Genomic DNA, 15,770 nt, shown 5'->3' with positions numbered 1-15,770 from the left:
AGTGGAACTGGATAGGGCCATCCGGGTTGTGGTTCCAGAAGAGCAATTAACGCTCAATTTTGGAAGGAGTACCACAATGAAACGTTTTCTGAGCACAACGGCCATCGTACTGACCATGACCGGCGCAGCTTTTGCGGAAGCGCATTCGGAAGGCTTTGGCAACGTTGCTGTTGAACAAACAGACTTCCTTGCATCCGACCTGATCGGCATGCGCATTTATAACTCCGAAGCCGAAGTCGACGCCGCCACCCCTGTTGCCAATGGCGCAGAGCAGGAATGGGATGACATCGGCGAGATCAACGACATCATCGTGTCGAAAGACGGCGAAGTGACGGCTGTCATTCTCGGCATCGGCGGGTTCCTTGGGCTGGGTGAACGTGACGTTTCCATTTCCATGGACAAGATTCGCATCCTGAACGACGAAGACGGCGACCGTTTCCTCGTTGTGAACACCTCGAAAGAGATGCTGGAGCAAGCGCCTGAATTCGAGCGCCCCATGATGGACGGCGAAGCGATGGAAGGCGAGGCGATGACCGAGACTGACGACAATGTCACCGTCGTCACCAACGGCGAAACCGAAGCCGAAGAAATGGCCAACAACGTTGAAGCCGAAACCGAGGAAATGGCCAACGAAGTAGAGGCCGAGACCGAGGAAATGGTTCAAGACACCGAGAACGCGGCCGAGAACCTTGAAGCCGAAACCGAAGAGATGGCCAACGAAGTAGAGGCCGAATCTGAGGAAATGGAGCAAGAAGCCGAAACCATGATGGAGAACGCCGAAGCTGAGACAGAAGAAGCTGTCAACGAAGCGGACGCCAACACCACCGTGATCACCGGCGACGAAACTGTTGAGCGTGAACTGCTGCCGCGCCCCGAAGTTGAGCGTGAAGGCTATGCCGCTGCCGAAGCGGACATGATCCAACAGATGAGCGCTGACGACCTCGAAGGCTCCTATGTCTATGGCGCCAATGACGAAACCGTGGGTGAGATCGACACGCTGCTGATCGGCGACAACGGCCAGATCGACCGTGTTGTCATCAATGTCGGCGGCTTCCTTGGTCTGGGCGAAAAGCCAGTGGCCGTGACATTTGACGAACTGCAGGTTCTGAAAAACGTCGAAGGTGATGATGTACGTATCTACATCGACAGCACCGAAGAGCGTCTGGAATCGCAGCCTGAGTACCAAGGCGACTAAACTTTCGCCTTAAGTTTTAGCAATTGGCCGCCCTCCGGGGCGGCCTTTTTCGTGGCGGGGGCAGGGGTTAGCCGCTGTTCGATGCTGCAACTTGCACGGGACCGTGCATTTCGGTATCTCCGGCGCAAATGAAACCTCTGTCGGAGACATGACCATGGCCAGACCCAAGATCGCGCTTATTGGCGCGGGGCAAATCGGCGGCACTCTCGCCCATCTCGCAGCGTTGAAGGAATTGGGCGATGTCGTCCTTTTTGACATTGCCGAGGGCACACCCGAGGGCAAGGCTCTCGATATCGCGTCGTCGGGCCCCTCGGGCAAGTTCGACGCCACCATGTCGGGCACTCAAGATTACGCCGACATCGCAGGCGCGGACGTCTGCATCGTCACCGCTGGTGTTGCGCGCAAGCCGGGCATGAGCCGCGATGACCTGCTGGGCATCAACCTCAAGGTTATGAAATCCGTGGGCGAGGGCATTGCCAAACACGCCCCCGACGCTTTCGTGATCTGCATCACCAACCCGCTCGACGCGATGGTTTGGGCGCTGCGTGAATTCTCCGGTCTGCCGCACAACAAGGTTTGCGGCATGGCGGGCGTGCTTGATAGCGCGCGTTTCCGTCACTTCCTCGCGACCGAGTTCAACGTGTCGATGAAAGACGTCACTGCCTTCGTTTTGGGCGGCCACGGCGACACAATGGTGCCGCTGGTGCGCTACTCCACCGTTGCAGGCATCCCGCTGCCCGATCTGGTGAAGATGGGCTGGACCACGCAGGACAAACTTGACGCGATCGTACAGCGTACCCGCGATGGCGGTGCCGAGATCGTTGGCCTGCTGAAGACCGGTTCGGCCTTCTATGCGCCTGCCACTTCCGCCATTGAGATGGCCGAAGCTTATCTGAAAGACCAAAAGCGCGTGCTGCCCGCAGCGGCGCATGTCGATGGTGCCTATGGCCTCAACGGCTTTTACGTCGGCGTGCCCACCGTGATCGGTGCTGGCGGTGTCGAGCGCGTCGTCGAGATTTCGATGAACAAAGACGAGCAGGCGATGTTCGACAACTCCGTCAACGCCGTCAAAGGTCTGGTCGAAGCTTGCAAAGGCATCGACGAGAGCCTCGCATAAGCGCCAGAGCATACCTTTTGGAAAGCGCGTCCCTCACGGGGCGCGCTTTTTCGTTCGGGGGAGGGGTGCTAGATTTGTGATCACACGATAATCTGCTGTGATCACAAAAGCGGGCATGACCACATCAGTCTGTCATTTTTCCACCGAAACACTGGCCAAACCCCGCAGATTCACCGCAGTTCCCCGTGACAGTCCTGTAAAATCCGCTATCAAGATGCAAAGCACAGGACAAAGCACAGGACAAAGGACCGCGCCATGGCCGATGTGAACCGGGGTAACCGCCCGCTTTCCCCGCATTTGACGATCTACCGCCCCCAGTTGACCTCTATGACGTCGATTCTCACCCGGATCACCGGCAACGCGATGTTGATCACCGCGCTGTTGATCGTGTGGTGGTTCCTCGCCGCAGCGACCTCGGTTGAGTATTTCGATACCGTGAACGGGATCATGACCAGCTGGTTCGGTGATCTGGTGTTCACCCTGTCGCTCTTGGGGCTGTGGTATCATACGCTGGCCGGTATCCGGCACCTGATCTGGGACACGGGCCGTATGCTCGACGTGCCGACCGCTGAGAAGCTGGGCTGGACCGCGCTGATCGGGTCGGTCGTGCTGACCATCCTGACCATCATCATCGTTTGAGGAGCGACACCATGGCATACATGACAGATCGCAAACGCGCCCGTGGCCTTGGCTCGGCGAAAACCGGCACCGCGCATTTCTGGGCGATGAAAGTGTCTTCGCTGGCACTTTTGGTGCTGATCCCGCTGTTCGTCTTTACCTTCGGCAGCGCGCTTGGCGGCAGCTATGAAGAAATCCTCGCCTATTACGCGCGGCCTTTCCCGGCCATCGTGGCGGCCCTGACGCTGATCGTGGGCTTTAAACACTTCAATGACGGCGTGCAGGTTTTGATCGAGGACTATGTCCACGGGCTGGCCAACAAAGTCGCCCTCATCGTGATGACCATCATCAGCTACGGCGCAGCAGCAGTCGGCGTCTTCGCCATTGCCAAGCTCGCCCTGTAATAAATACGCCCAAACGGGAGACCGATTAAATGGCAGCATATGAATATGAAACCCACGAATATGACGTTGTCGTGGTGGGGGCAGGCGGTGCTGGCCTGCGCGCGACATTGGGCATGGCGGAGCAGGGGCTGCGCACGGCTTGTATCTCCAAGGTTTTCCCAACCCGCTCGCACACCGTAGCGGCGCAGGGCGGCATTGCGGCCTCCCTGAGCAACATGGGGCCGGACAACTGGCAGTGGCATATGTATGACACGGTCAAAGGCTCTGACTGGCTGGGCGACACTGATGCGATGGAATACCTCGCCCGCGAAGCGCCCAAGGCGGTTTATGAGCTTGAGCATTACGGCGTGCCGTTTTCGCGCACCGAAGAGGGCAAGATCTATCAGCGTCCCTTCGGCGGCCACACCACCGAATTCGGCGAAGGCCCGCCCGTGCAGCGCACCTGTGCCGCCGCCGACCGGACCGGCCACGCGATCCTGCACACGCTTTACGGCCAGTCGCTGAAGCAAAACGCGGAATTCTTCATCGAATATTTCGCCATCGATCTGATCATGTCGGACGACGGCGTTTGCCAAGGCGTGCTGTGCTGGAAGCTCGACGACGGCACTATGCACCTGTTCAGCGCCAAGATGGTCGTGCTGGCGACCGGCGGCTATGGCCGTGCCTATTTCTCGGCGACCTCGGCCCACACCTGCACCGGCGACGGTGGCGGCATGGCAGCCCGCGCGGGTCTGCCGCTGCAAGACATGGAATTCGTTCAGTTCCACCCCACCGGCATTTACGGCGCGGGCTGCCTGATCACCGAAGGTGCGCGCGGCGAAGGCGGGTATCTGACCAACTCCGAAGGCGAGCGTTTCATGGAACGCTACGCGCCGACCTATAAAGACCTTGCGTCGCGCGACGTGGTCTCGCGCTGCATGACGATGGAAATCCGCGAAGGCCGCGGTGTGGGCGAAAACAAAGACCACATCCACCTGCACCTGAACCACCTGCCGCCAGAAACGCTGGACCTGCGCCTGCCGGGCATCTCGGAATCCGCGCGTATCTTTGCCGGTGTGGACCTGACGAAAGAGCCGATCCCGGTGCTGCCGACGGTGCACTACAACATGGGCGGCATCCCCACGAACTATTGGGGCGAAGTGCTGAACCCGACCGCCGACAACCCCGACGCCATCGCACCCGGCCTGATGGCTGTGGGCGAGGCGGGCTGTGCTTCGGTCCACGGTGCGAACCGTCTGGGCTCCAACTCGCTCATTGACCTCGTGGTCTTTGGCCGCGCTGCCGCGATCCGCGCCGCCAAGATCGTCGACGCCGACAGCCCGGTGCCCGCGCCGAACCTCAAGTCGGTTGAAAAGGCATTCGATCGCTTCGACGGTCTGCGCAATGCCAAAGGCGGCACGCCGACCTCGGAACTGCGCCTTGAGATGCAAAAGACCATGCAGGCCGATGCCGCCGTCTTCCGCACCGATAAGACGCTGGAAGAGGGCCGCGAGAAGATGATCGAAGTCGCCGACAAGCTGAACGATCTGCATGTCACCGACCGCAGCCTCGTGTGGAACTCGGACCTGATGGAGACGCTGGAGCTGACCAACCTCATGCCCAACGCCACCGCCACGATCACCGCCGCCGCTGCGCGGAAAGAGAGCCGTGGTGCCCACGCGCATGAGGACTACCCGGATCGGAACGACGACGAGTGGCGCAAACACTCGCTGGCGTGGTTCGATGGCAATGACGCGAAACTCACCTACCGCGCCGTGCACCTCGATCCGCTGACCAAAGAAGACGAAGGCGGGATCGACATGAAAAAGATCGCCCCCAAGGCACGGGTGTATTGATGCTGCGCACCGTACTCATTGCAGCCAGCCTCACGGCGCTCACGGCCTGTGTCGAAGTTCAGCAGGTCGTGGATGACACTGCCCGCCAAGGCTCCAAAGGCGTGGTGACCGAAATCTTGGCCACCCGCTTCCCGCAGGTGCCCAAAGGGCTCATCACCCCCTTCACCGACTGCATCATCGACAATGCCGACGCGCTGGAACTGCGCGAATTGGCCCGCGCCGCCGTGGTCGGCGTGGAAGACACAACAGCGGGCACCGTGCGCACGATCCTGTCGCGCCCCGAGACCCGTACCTGCCTGCTGGCCGCCGCGCCCGCAGCCGGTCTGACGCTTTAGGAGACGCACAATGGTTCAACTGACGCTTCCGAAAAACTCCCGCATGACCAGCGGCAAGACATGGCCCAAGCCGCAAGGCGCTACCAACCTGCGTGAGTTCCACATCTACCGCTGGAACCCCGATGACGGCAAAAACCCGGCGCTCGACACCTATTTCGTCGACATGGACGATTGCGGGCCGATGATCCTTGATGCGCTGATCAAGATCAAAAACGAGATTGACCCGACACTGACCTTCCGCCGCTCCTGCCGCGAAGGCATCTGCGGCTCTTGTGCTATGAACATCGACGGCATCAACACGCTGGCCTGCACCTACGGCATGGAAGAGATCAACGGCGTGGTCAAAATCTACCCGCTGCCGCACATGCCGGTGGTCAAAGACCTGATCCCCGATCTCACGCATTTCTACGCCCAGCACGCCTCGATCCAGCCTTGGCTCGAAACCGAGACACCCGAGCCGCGCAAAGAGTGGAAACAGTCGATCGACGACCGGGCCAAGCTCGACGGTTTGTACGAGTGCATCATGTGCGCCTGCTGCTCGACATCCTGCCCCAGCTACTGGTGGAACGGCGACCGCTACCTCGGGCCAGCCGCCCTGTTGCACGCCTACCGCTGGATCATCGACAGCCGGGATGAGGCCACGGGCGAGCGTCTGGATGACCTCGAAGACCCGTTCAAGCTCTACCGTTGCCACACGATCATGAACTGCGCCAAGACCTGCCCCAAGGGGCTGAACCCGGCCGCGGCGATTGCCAATATCAAGAAACTGATGGTCGAACGGACCGTCTAAAGACAACAGGGCCCGGCCAAGCGCCGGGCCTTTGGTTATCTTATGATCCTGCCCTTCATCATCGTTATCGTCTTTGTGATCGTGCTGATTTTTGCCCGCCGCAACGCGCCGACGCGCGATTGCCGCTGGCGCGAAGACCGGACGGGCGACAAGGGCGCTTTGCGCAAATACCACTGCGTCGCCTGCGGGGCCGAAGCCTACCGCAGCGAAGGCCCGCCGGATCGCTGCCTCAAAGGGCTCGACACGCCGCGCCTGTGATATTGCCTTTGCCGTGAACGCGCCGCACACTCTTTTCAAAAGGGGAGAGGCGCGATGGGCAGTGAGACTTTCAAAGCAGATGTGATCGTGGTCGGCGCGGGCTTGGCTGGCTTGGTGGCCGCTCACGAAGCGGTACTGCGCGGGCGCCGGGTTCTGCTGCTGGATCAGGAGGGGCCACAAAGCCTTGGCGGACAGGCGTTCTGGTCGCTTGGCGGGCTCTTCATGGTCGACACGCCTGAGCAGCGCCGCATGGGCATCCGCGACAGCCCGGAACTGGCCTATCGCGACTGGATGGGGTCCGCGCAATTTGACCGACCCGAAGACGCCAATCCCCGCGCGCTGGCAGCGGGTTTCCTCGATTGGGCCGCGGGCGACATGCGCGACTGGCTCCAAGGTTTCGGCATGCGCTGGTTCCCGGTCGTCGGCTGGGCCGAACGCGGCGGGGCAGGGGCAGAGGGCCACGGCAACTCCGTCCCGCGCTTCCACGTCACATGGGGCACCGGTACCGGCGTCGTCGCCCCCTTTGCGCGGCTCATGCAGGAACATGCGGCCAAAGGCCAACTACGTCTCGGCTTCCGCCACCGGGTGACCCGTCTGATCACCACCGACGGCGCCGTGACGGGCGTCGCGGGGGATGTCCTCGACGACAGCAGCGCCCCACGCGGCCACAGCACCTCGCGCTCCATCAGGGCCGATTTCGAACACAGCGCCGAAGCGGTGATCCTCACCACCGGCGGCATCGGCGCGAACCATGATCTGGTGCGAAAGCACTGGCCAACTGACCGTCTCGGTCCCGCCCCGCGCCAGATGGTCAGCGGCGTGCCCGACTACGTCGACGGCAAGATGCACGCCATCGCCGCAAAAGCCGGGGCAGGGCTGATCAACGAAGACCGCATGTGGCACTATTGCGAAGGCGTCGAGAACTGGGATCCGATCTGGCCCAACCACGGCATCCGCATCCTGCCGGGCCCATCGTCGATGTGGTTCGACGCCACGGGCAACCGGATGGAGGCCCCCTGCCTGCCCGGTTTCGACACGCTCTCAACCCTGCGCCGCATCCTGCAAGCGGGCGAGCACAGCTGGTTCATCCTCACACAAAAGATCATCGAAAAGGAATTCGCCCTCTCGGGCTCTGAACAGAACCCCGACCTCACCTCCGGCAGCTGGCGCGAGGTGCTCATAGCGCGCCTCGGTAAAGGCGCCACTGCGGCAGTTGAGGCGTTCAAGGACAAGGGCGCAGACTTTATCGTCGCCGACGACCTCGACACCCTTGTCACCCGAATGAACGCGCTCACCCCCGACGCGCCCGTCCGCCCTGACCACATCCGCGCCCAGATCGAAGCCCGCGACGGCCAACTGGACAACGCCTTTGCAAAAGATGCCCAGATCACCGCAATCCGCGGGGCCCGTGCCTACCGCGGCGACCGGCTGATCCGGACCGCCAAACCTCACGCTATCCTCGACCCTGCCAACGGCCCGCTGATCGCCGTGCGCCTCAACATCCTCACCCGGAAATCCCTCGGAGGGCTGCACAGTGACCTCCAAGGCCGCGTGCTCACCCCCGAAGGCACGGTCCTGCCCGGCCTCTTCGCCGCCGGAGAGGTCTGCGGCTTTGGCGGCGGCGGCTACCACGGCTACAACGCCCTCGAAGGTACCTTCCTGGGCGGCTGCCTCTACTCCGGACGCCTCGCCGGTCAAAACGCCTGATACCAGCCCGCACAAAAGCAAAAGGCGCGACCCCCGCCGCGCCTCTTCATCCTTTTTCAAATACCGTCCGCACTCTCAACGGACGCGACAGTCAGGCAAAAGCCGCTTCCAGCGCAATCTCAACCATATCACCAAAGCTCTTCTCCCGGTCTTCCGACGGCAGCGCCTCACCGGTCTGCAAATGGTCGCTCACGGTCAAGACCGCCAGTGCCCGGCGCTTGTGCCGCGCGGCAAGCGTGTAAAGCTCCGCCGCTTCCATCTCGACACCCAGAATACCGTGGCGCACCATCTGCTCGTCCAGATCGGGGCGTTCGGCATAGAAGACGTCCGAAGAATAGATCCCGCCGACATGGGTTTTCGCCTCCAGCTTCTCGGCCGCTGCCACGGCGGCACGCAGCAGGCCCCAATCGGCGCAGGGGGCGTAGTTCAATTCGCGGAAAATACCGGAGGAGGGCGAGGTGATGGTGCTGGCGGTCATCGCAATGATAACATCGCGAATGCCCACATGGCTCTGCATCCCCCCACAAGAGCCGATGCGGATCAGAGTTTGCGCGCCATATTCCGTCATCAGCTCATTGGCATAGATCGACAGCGAGGGCATGCCCATGCCGGAGCCTTGGATCGTCACGCGATTGCCGCGCCATGTGCCGGTGAAGCCCAGCATGCCGCGCACTTCGTTGACCAGCTCGGCCCCTTCCAAAAAGGTCTCTGCCGCCCATTTCGCGCGGTAGGGGTCGCCGGGCATCAATACGGTTTCGGCGATATCGCCGGGTTTCGCGCCAATATGGACGGTCATTTCTGTCTCCTGATGTTTGGCGCATTTTGCCTGCCCGAGGCGGGCTTCACAAGGGCCGCGATGGGGGAGGGGGTGTGACGTAATGCGGACAGGGGCGCGGCAATTGGGACGGTTGCCCAATTCACATTCCCGTCAAAAATAAAAAAAGCGCCGGTGAATTTCCATACACGCGGCGCCAAATTCCCGTAATTCGGGAAACGGTTAAATCCGCATCGTTTCCGGATCGGCACCATTCTCTACTTGGGCGCGAAACCAATTCGGTTGGCGGCCTTTTCCGGTCCAAGTCTGGGACGGGTCTTCGGGGTTGGAAAACTGAGGTTTCGATTTCGGGCCCGCAGCCGCTTTGCGCGGTTTCTCGGCCTTCTTAGGCGCGGGTTGTTCATCAGCTAACTCATTCAGGGAAAAGCCATATTCCGCCGCTGCCTTCTCGGCCGCCTTACGTGCCGCCCGGCGTTCGCGGGCCTGCGCGGCCTGCAATGCCTTTTTGACATCCGACAGAAGTTTCTCCAATTCCTTGCGGCTCATGGATTTCAGGTCTTTTTCCATATCTGATATTTCCTTTCCAGATTGTGCTGGTACGGGGAATTATAGAGCCAATTGGTTAATTGCACGTTGTATTTTGTGTCAGCCTATTCTGCGGCCACCGCTTTGGGGTCGGCAAGCGCAATGATATCTTCCATGATCACGTTCAATTTGAAATCTTTCGGGGTATAGACTTGGGCCACTCCGGCAGCGCGCAAGCGGGTCGCGTCAGCCTCGGGAATGATGCCGCCGACGATGACCGGGATATGGTTCAACCCTGCCTCGGCCATGCGCTGCATCAGGTCTTCGACCAATGGCACATGCGAGCCGGAGAGGATCGACAAGCCGACCACATGGGCGGCTTCCGTTTGCGCGGCTTCGACGATTTCCGCGGGTGTCAGGCGGATGCCTTCATAGCTGATGTCCATGCCGCAATCGCGGGCGCGGACGGCGATCTGCTCTGCCCCGTTCGAGTGGCCGTCGAGCCCCGGTTTGCCGACGAGGAATTTCAGCCTGCGGCCCAGTTTGTCGCTGACCGCATCCACCGCGTCGCGCAGATCGTCCAAGCCTTCGGTCTTGTTGGACTGGCCCGCGGAAACCCCTGTTGGGCCGCGATATTCCCCGTGAACGGCACGCATCTGCGCGGCCCATTCGCCGGTGGTGACGCCCGCCTTGGCGGCGGCGATGGAAGCGGGCATGATGTTGTCGCCCGCGCTGGCGGCGGCACGTAGGTCGGCCAATGCTTGTTTAACGGCGCCCTCGTCGCGCGCGCTGCGCCATGCGTCGAGCCGGGAGAGTTGGTCGGCTTCGGCACCGGGGTCTGATTGCATGATATCGCCCGCCCCGGTCATCAACGGCGAGGGCGCGCCTTGTTGCCATTTGTTCACACCGACGACGACTGTTTCGCCGCTTTCGATGCGGCGCAGCCGGTCGGCGTTGCTTTCTACCAAGCGGCCCTTCATGTAATCGATCGCGGAAATCGCGCCGCCCATACCGTCGAGATTTGCCAATTCAGCGCGCGCGCCTTCTTTGAGCAATTCGACTTTGGCATCGACCGCCGGATTGCCGTCGAAAAGATCGTCGAATTCCAGAAGGTCGGTTTCATGGGCCATGATCTGCTGCATCCGCATCGACCATTGCTGGTCCCACGGGCGGGGCAGGCCGAGGGCTTCGTTCCACGCGGGCAATTGCACAGCACGGGCGCGGGCCTTTTTCGACAGGGTCACAGCGAGCATTTCGATGAGGATACGGTAGACGTTATTCTCGGGCTGTTGTTCGGTCAGACCCAATGAATTGACCTGAACCCCATAACGGAAACGACGGAATTTGGGGTCTTCGACCCCATAGCGGTCGCGGCAAATCTCGTCCCAAAGGTCTACAAAGGCGCGCATTTTGCACATCTCGGTGACGAAACGGATGCCCGCGTTCACGAAGAAGGAAATGCGGCCCACCAATTTCGGGAAATCCTCTGCCGGGACGCGCGGTTTCAGCGCGTCGAGCACCGCCGTGGCAGTGGCAAGTGCAAAGGCCAATTCCTGTTCCGGCGTCGCACCTGCTTCTTGCAGGTGGTAGGAACAGACGTTCATCGGGTTCCATTTCGGCACGTTGGTATAGCAGTATTCAGCCACATCTGCGATCATCTTGAGCGAGGGCGCGGGCGGACAGATATAGGTGCCGCGGCTGAGGTATTCCTTGATCAAATCGTTTTGCACCGTGCCTTGCAGGGCGGAAATATCCGCGCCCTGTTCTTCGGCCACGGCGATATAGAGTGACAGCAGCCAAGGGGCCGTCGCGTTGATCGTCATGGAGGTGTTCATCTGTTCAAGCGGGATGCCATCGAAAAGCGCGCGCATGTCACCGAGGTGATTCACCGGCACGCCGACCTTGCCAACCTCGCCACGGCTGAGCAAATGGTCGCTGTCATAGCCGGTCTGGGTGGGCAGGTCGAAAGCCACCGAAAGCCCGGTTTGCCCGCGCTCCAAGTTTGACCGATAGAGCGCGTTGGACGCGGCGGCGGTGGAATGGCCCGCATAGGTGCGAATGAGCCAGGGGCGGTCTTTCTGCGGTTGGGTCATCTTGGCCTCTTGAATCTGAATGGCAATAAAGTTGCGTCATGACGTTGATAGGGGAAATAATATGCCTCTGTCAATTCGCTGCGTTGCGGCATCACGCGTGCCCGGCCGGTGGGCGGAAAACAGATAATTATTGTCCTCTCGCCTGCGCGCTGTAAGGGTTAAGCTATGACGCAGACTGTGCAATTGCCCCTTTGGCTGTTCATCCTCATCGTGGTTTTCGCGGCCGTCACGGCGCTGAGCCATTTTCTGCTGCCGTCGGTGCGTTGGTTCTTTCGCCGACGGCTGGAGCGGGCAGTGGAGCGGCTGAACAAGCGGCTGACCCGGCCCATCGAGCCCTTCAAGCTGGCCCGGCGGCACGACATGATCCAGCGCCTTATCTATGATCCGGAGGTCAGCCAAGAGATCGTGAACTACGCCCGCAGCAATGGCGTGCCCGAGAATGTCGCCTTTCAAAAGGCCCGCGAATATGCGCGCGAGATCGTGCCGCGGTTTTCCGCCTTTGCCTATTTCAGCTTTGGCATCCGGCTGGCGCGGTTGTTGACCAATACGGTCTATCGGGTCGAGACGGCCATGAGCAACGAGTCGACATTCGCCGCGCTGCCGCGTGATGCCACGGTGGTTTTCATCATGAACCACCGGTCGAACATGGATTACATGCTGGTGACCTACCTCGCCGCGCGGTCTTCTGCGCTGAGCTATGCGGTGGGCGAATGGGCGCGGGTTTGGCCGCTGAGCACGCTGATCCGCTCCATGGGCGCCTACTTTATCCGGCGCCGATCGCGCGGGGCGCTCTATCGCAAGGTCTTGGCGCGCTATGTGCAGATGGCCACGACGGGCGGGGTGACGCAGGCGTTCTACCCCGAGGGGGGGCTAAGCCTCACCGGGGCTTTGCAGCCGCCAAAGGTGGGCTTGCTGTCTTATGTGGTGGAGGGGTTCGACCCCGAAGGGGAGCGTGACATCATCTTTGTGCCCGTGGCGATTAACTATGACCGGATCCTAGAAGATCGCGTGTTGATCGCCGCCGGAGAGCGCGGCGACCGGCGCTTTGGCGCGCGGATCACGGTGGTGGTGGGCTTTGTGCTGCGCAAGATTTGGCGGCGGATGCGTGGGCGGGACACGCGCTTTGGCACGGCGGCAGTGACCTTTGGTGATCCACTTTCCCTGCGCCGCGCGGGGGCGGATGTGCCGGTCTCGGATCTGTCGGAGATGCTGATGGACCGGATCGCGCAGGCCATGCCCGTGTTGACCGTACCGCTGATCGCGCGGGTGATGCTGCAGGCGAAGGGACCGCTGAGCGAGGCGGAATTGCTGGCGAAAGTGGCCGCCACGCTTGAACAGATGCCGCTGCGCAACCGCGTGCCCAAGCCCGACGTACTGCCGGACCGCGTCGCCCGCGCCACGGCCCGCCTTAAGAAACGTGGCGTCATTTCCGAAGACGCGCAGGGGCTGCAAATCGCGACGGGGCAGGAACCTGTTTTGGCCTTTTATGCGAATTCCATTGCCCATTTCCCCAGCGAGGATGCTGCACCTGCGGCGGAAATTGCTGCAACTGCTGGGTCATAAAATTACAAAAGTAGAGTTGTGGGGGTTGCAATGTTGCGCGGTGGATCATATCCCAAAGGGGAGCCGCCGCGATTCTGCAGTGCGGCACAGACCTTGTAGACACCGATCACCGGCAGGAGGCCCACATGGCACTGGATACGAAACACGCCGACTATGACGCCCCGCAAAAAGACCTGTATGAAGTGGGCGAAATGCCCCCGATGGGTCATGTCCCGAAACAGATGTATGCTTGGGCCATCCGCCGCGAGCGGCACGGCGACCCGGATAGCGCAATGCTGCAGGAAGTTGTCGATGTGCCCCAGCTCGACAGTCAGGACGTGCTGGTCTTGGTCATGGCGGCGGGCATCAACTACAACGGTGTCTGGGCCGCGCGCGGGGTGCCGATCAGCCCCTTTGATGGCCATGGTGAGCCCTATCACATCGCAGGTTCCGACGCCTCTGGCATCGTCTGGGCGGTGGGCGACAAGGTGACCCGCTGGAAAGTCGGCGACGAGGTGGTGATCCACTGCAACCAAGACGATGGCGACGATGAGGAATGCAATGGCGGCGACCCTATGTATTCGTCCAGCCAGCGCATCTGGGGCTATGAGACGCCCGATGGGTCGTTCTCTCAGTTCACCCGCGTGCAGAGCCAGCAGCTTATGCCGCGCCCCAAGCACCTGACATGGGAAGAAAGCGCCTGTTACACGCTGACGCTGGCCACCGCCTACCGGATGCTTTTCGGTCACGAGCCGCATGACCTGAAGCCCGGCCAGAACGTGTTGGTCTGGGGCGCGTCGGGTGGTCTGGGGTCTTATGCGATCCAGCTCATCAACACCGCGGGCGCCAATGCAATTGGCGTGATCTCGGACGAGAGCAAGCGGCAGTTCGTGATGGATCTGGGCGCCAAGGGCGTGCTGAACCGCAAGGATTTCAACTGCTGGGGCCAGCTGCCCACGGTGAACACGCCGGAATATAACGAATGGTTCAAAGAGGCCCGCAAGTTCGGCAAGGCGATCTGGGACATCACTGGCAAGGGTGTGAACGTCGACATGGTGTTCGAACATCCGGGTGAGGCGACATTCCCAGTTTCAACCTTCGTGGTCAAAAAGGGCGGCATGGTGGTGATCTGCGCGGGCACCTCCGGGTTCAACCTGACCTTCGATGTGCGCTATATGTGGATGCACCAGAAGCGTTTGCAGGGCAGCCACTTTGCCCATCTGAAACAGGCGAGCGCGGCGAATAAGCTGATGATGGAACGCCGTCTTGATCCCTGCATGTCCGAAGTCTTTAGCTGGGCCGATCTGCCCGAGGCGCATATGAAGATGATGCGCAATGAGCATAAGCCGGGCAATATGTCGGTGCTGGTGCAGGCCCCCACGACCGGGCTGCGCACACTCGAAGACACGGTGATGGCGCGCGACTGAGCGAGACCGATAGACTGAGACAAGATCCCCCCCCCCGTGGCCCCGGCCGCGGGGGTTTGCGTTTGCCCGCAACCAGAACAAGGCCTTACCGCAGCCAACCCCGCCATTTATGGGGGGACGAAAAGCGCGGATGGTGCGAAATCGTGCACATGCTATGGTTGTATTAATCTGCCATTAACCAAAGCTGGGCGATCCTCATGCAAGATGATTGGATATTGGACGTATTGGCCGATCTCAGGGCTTTTGCCATGGCGAACCAACTGCCGCGCACGGCGGAACAGTTGGACGACGCGGCGCTGATCGCTCTGGCCGAGATGTCCTTGCAACGCGGAAGGGCCATAGGCCGGACGCATGAGGATAGAGCCGCATCTGGAACGCATTTGGGAAAGGCTGGCACAGGCTGACGGCCAGCCCGAACTTGGCCAAGCCTGCGAAGACCTGCGCGATCACTACGGCATCTTGCATGTGGTCTATCACTGGATCGACACGGCGGGCGTGCAATATGGCTGCGGCACCTACGGGCCGCTCTGGTCCGAACGCTATCAGGCCCACAACTACCTCCGCATCGATCCGGTTGTCGCTGGCTGCTATCGCCGGTTTGAACCGGTGGACTGGAAAGACCTCGATTGGTCCTCCCGCGCGGCGCGGCAGTTCCACCGGGATGCCTTGGACCACGGGGTCGGCAATCAGGGTTTCTCGGTCCCGATCCGGGGGCCGCATGGGCAATTTGCGCTGTTCACCACGAACCATAGTTGCACGGATGGGGTCTGGGCAGCCTTCACCGCGCGGCACCGGCGCGATCTGATCTGGGCGGCGCATTGTTTCAACGAAAAAGCGCTGGCACTGGCTCCGGACCGTGCGCCCTGCGCAGTGCAGGCGCTGTCCCCGCGTGAGGTCGATGCGATGACGCTGTTGGCAGTGGGCTATAGCCGCGCGCAGGTGGCCGACCGGTTGTCGATCTCGGAACACACGCTGCGGGCCTATGTGGAAAGCGCGCGGTTCAAACTGGGCGCATCGAACACGACCCATGCCGTCGCACGCGCGCTCAGCCGGGGGCTGATCGTCGTTTGAGCCGGATAATTCACGTGAATCGCGGGCGGGCAGGGCAAAGCCATCTGGCCCCCGGCGCGGGGCTCAATTAGGGTCGCC

At 61.2% G+C, this 15,770-nt stretch carries 16 protein-coding genes; 13 read left to right on the top strand and 3 right to left on the bottom strand.

Translation table 11 applies throughout. The annotated features are described in order from the left end of the window. Nucleotides 1-76: 76 nt before the first annotated feature. The 9 genes from J3456_RS05650 (at nucleotide 77) to J3456_RS05610 (ending at nucleotide 8,259) form a co-directional block, all read left to right on the top strand. Nucleotides 77-1,195 carry a PRC-barrel domain-containing protein gene (locus tag J3456_RS05650; protein WP_349579282.1) on the top strand — a complete coding sequence of 373 codons (1,119 nt, stop codon included), beginning with the start codon at nucleotides 77-79 and terminating at the stop codon, nucleotides 1,193-1,195. A 154-nt stretch (nucleotides 1,196-1,349) separates the two neighbouring features. Beyond that, nucleotides 1,350-2,312 carry a malate dehydrogenase gene (mdh, locus tag J3456_RS05645; protein ID WP_067261933.1) on the top strand — a complete coding sequence of 321 codons (963 nt, stop codon included), beginning with the start codon at nucleotides 1,350-1,352 and terminating at the stop codon, nucleotides 2,310-2,312. A gap of 255 nt (nucleotides 2,313-2,567) precedes the next feature. Beyond that, nucleotides 2,568-2,951, top strand: a complete 384-nt coding sequence (sdhC, locus tag J3456_RS05640) for a succinate dehydrogenase, cytochrome b556 subunit (protein WP_243261179.1) — start codon at nucleotides 2,568-2,570, stop codon at nucleotides 2,949-2,951. An 11-nt stretch (nucleotides 2,952-2,962) separates the two neighbouring features. Continuing rightward, the gene (gene sdhD, locus J3456_RS05635; RefSeq protein ID WP_067261896.1) at nucleotides 2,963-3,334 is read left to right on the top strand and encodes a succinate dehydrogenase, hydrophobic membrane anchor protein; all 372 of its coding nucleotides are present in this window, start codon (nucleotides 2,963-2,965) and stop codon (nucleotides 3,332-3,334) included. A 29-nt stretch (nucleotides 3,335-3,363) separates the two neighbouring features. Further along, nucleotides 3,364-5,169 carry a succinate dehydrogenase flavoprotein subunit gene (sdhA, locus tag J3456_RS05630; protein WP_349579281.1) on the top strand — a complete coding sequence of 602 codons (1,806 nt, stop codon included), beginning with the start codon at nucleotides 3,364-3,366 and terminating at the stop codon, nucleotides 5,167-5,169. Beyond that, on the top strand, nucleotides 5,169-5,504 hold the full coding sequence (locus J3456_RS05625) for a hypothetical protein (protein ID WP_349579280.1): 336 nt from the start codon (nucleotides 5,169-5,171) through the stop codon (nucleotides 5,502-5,504). Before sdhA ends, J3456_RS05625 begins: the two co-directional genes overlap by 1 nt. Before the next feature lie 10 nt (nucleotides 5,505-5,514). Next, a complete protein-coding gene (locus tag J3456_RS05620) occupies nucleotides 5,515-6,294 on the top strand; it encodes a succinate dehydrogenase iron-sulfur subunit (protein ID WP_132446576.1) in 780 nt (259 codons plus the stop codon). 42 nt (nucleotides 6,295-6,336) lie between these two features. Continuing rightward, a complete protein-coding gene (locus J3456_RS05615; protein ID WP_067630449.1) occupies nucleotides 6,337-6,552 on the top strand; it encodes a hypothetical protein in 216 nt (71 codons plus the stop codon). Nucleotides 6,553-6,606: 54 nt separating this feature from the next. After that, nucleotides 6,607-8,259 (top strand): FAD-binding dehydrogenase, encoded by a 1,653-nt coding sequence (locus J3456_RS05610; protein ID WP_349579279.1) that lies wholly within the window; start codon nucleotides 6,607-6,609, stop codon nucleotides 8,257-8,259. 91 nt (nucleotides 8,260-8,350) lie between these two features. Here J3456_RS05610 and deoD read toward each other — a convergent pair whose 3' ends face one another. From deoD to J3456_RS05595, 3 genes are all read right to left on the bottom strand, one after another. Further along, nucleotides 8,351-9,055 carry a purine-nucleoside phosphorylase gene (deoD, locus tag J3456_RS05605; RefSeq protein WP_349579278.1) on the bottom strand — a complete coding sequence of 235 codons (705 nt, stop codon included), beginning with the start codon at nucleotides 9,053-9,055 and terminating at the stop codon, nucleotides 8,351-8,353. Nucleotides 9,056-9,256: 201 nt separating this feature from the next. After that, nucleotides 9,257-9,601 (bottom strand): H-NS histone family protein, encoded by a 345-nt coding sequence (locus J3456_RS05600; protein WP_349579277.1) that lies wholly within the window; start codon nucleotides 9,599-9,601, stop codon nucleotides 9,257-9,259. 83 nt (nucleotides 9,602-9,684) lie between these two features. Then, complete coding sequence (locus tag J3456_RS05595; RefSeq protein WP_349579276.1) at nucleotides 9,685-11,652, bottom strand: methylmalonyl-CoA mutase family protein; 1,968 nt, start codon at nucleotides 11,650-11,652, stop codon at nucleotides 9,685-9,687. 165 nt (nucleotides 11,653-11,817) lie between these two features. Here J3456_RS05595 and J3456_RS05590 point away from each other — a divergent pair, with 165 nt between their 5' ends. The 4 genes from J3456_RS05590 to J3456_RS05575 all read left to right on the top strand — a co-directional run bounded on the left by J3456_RS05590 (nucleotide 11,818) and on the right by J3456_RS05575 (nucleotide 15,692). Continuing rightward, nucleotides 11,818-13,215, top strand: coding sequence for a 1-acyl-sn-glycerol-3-phosphate acyltransferase (locus J3456_RS05590; RefSeq protein ID WP_349579275.1), 1,398 nt, complete (start codon nucleotides 11,818-11,820; stop codon nucleotides 13,213-13,215). Nucleotides 13,216-13,340: 125 nt separating this feature from the next. Continuing rightward, nucleotides 13,341-14,621 (top strand): crotonyl-CoA carboxylase/reductase, encoded by a 1,281-nt coding sequence (gene ccrA / locus J3456_RS05585; RefSeq protein ID WP_067630432.1) that lies wholly within the window; start codon nucleotides 13,341-13,343, stop codon nucleotides 14,619-14,621. Between the two features lie 197 nt (nucleotides 14,622-14,818). Beyond that, the gene (locus J3456_RS05580; protein WP_349579274.1) at nucleotides 14,819-15,025 is read left to right on the top strand and encodes a hypothetical protein; all 207 of its coding nucleotides are present in this window, start codon (nucleotides 14,819-14,821) and stop codon (nucleotides 15,023-15,025) included. After that, a complete protein-coding gene (locus J3456_RS05575; protein ID WP_349579273.1) occupies nucleotides 14,973-15,692 on the top strand; it encodes a helix-turn-helix transcriptional regulator in 720 nt (239 codons plus the stop codon). Before J3456_RS05580 ends, J3456_RS05575 begins: the two co-directional genes overlap by 53 nt. The last annotated feature ends 78 nt before the right edge of the window (nucleotides 15,693-15,770 follow it).

The organism is Sulfitobacter sp. NFXS29 (assembly GCF_040148765.1).
Lineage (GTDB): Bacteria > Pseudomonadota > Alphaproteobacteria > Rhodobacterales > Rhodobacteraceae > Sulfitobacter.
The sequence above is the reverse complement of the archived record's forward strand: the minus strand, read 5'-3'. Positions and strand labels throughout refer to the sequence as shown.

Bases quoted from the DNA above. Each gene is read 5' to 3' on its own strand.
- J3456_RS05650 (WP_349579282.1), top strand. From the start codon at position 77: ATGAAACGTTTTCTGAGCACAACGGCCATCGTACTGACCATGACCGGC.
- mdh (WP_067261933.1), top strand. From the start codon at position 1,350: ATGGCCAGACCCAAGATCGCGCTTATTGGCGCGGGGCAAATCGGCGGC.
- sdhC (WP_243261179.1), top strand. From the start codon at position 2,568: ATGGCCGATGTGAACCGGGGTAACCGCCCGCTTTCCCCGCATTTGACG.
- sdhD (WP_067261896.1), top strand. From the start codon at position 2,963: ATGGCATACATGACAGATCGCAAACGCGCCCGTGGCCTTGGCTCGGCG.
- sdhA (WP_349579281.1), top strand. From the start codon at position 3,364: ATGGCAGCATATGAATATGAAACCCACGAATATGACGTTGTCGTGGTG.
- J3456_RS05625 (WP_349579280.1), top strand. From the start codon at position 5,169: ATGCTGCGCACCGTACTCATTGCAGCCAGCCTCACGGCGCTCACGGCC.
- J3456_RS05620 (WP_132446576.1), top strand. From the start codon at position 5,515: ATGGTTCAACTGACGCTTCCGAAAAACTCCCGCATGACCAGCGGCAAG.
- J3456_RS05615 (WP_067630449.1), top strand. From the start codon at position 6,337: ATGATCCTGCCCTTCATCATCGTTATCGTCTTTGTGATCGTGCTGATT.
- J3456_RS05610 (WP_349579279.1), top strand. From the start codon at position 6,607: ATGGGCAGTGAGACTTTCAAAGCAGATGTGATCGTGGTCGGCGCGGGC.
- deoD (WP_349579278.1), bottom strand. From the start codon at position 9,055: ATGACCGTCCATATTGGCGCGAAACCCGGCGATATCGCCGAAACCGTA.
- J3456_RS05600 (WP_349579277.1), bottom strand. From the start codon at position 9,601: ATGGAAAAAGACCTGAAATCCATGAGCCGCAAGGAATTGGAGAAACTT.
- J3456_RS05595 (WP_349579276.1), bottom strand. From the start codon at position 11,652: ATGACCCAACCGCAGAAAGACCGCCCCTGGCTCATTCGCACCTATGCG.
- J3456_RS05590 (WP_349579275.1), top strand. From the start codon at position 11,818: ATGACGCAGACTGTGCAATTGCCCCTTTGGCTGTTCATCCTCATCGTG.
- ccrA (WP_067630432.1), top strand. From the start codon at position 13,341: ATGGCACTGGATACGAAACACGCCGACTATGACGCCCCGCAAAAAGAC.
- J3456_RS05580 (WP_349579274.1), top strand. From the start codon at position 14,819: ATGCAAGATGATTGGATATTGGACGTATTGGCCGATCTCAGGGCTTTT.
- J3456_RS05575 (WP_349579273.1), top strand. From the start codon at position 14,973: ATGAGGATAGAGCCGCATCTGGAACGCATTTGGGAAAGGCTGGCACAG.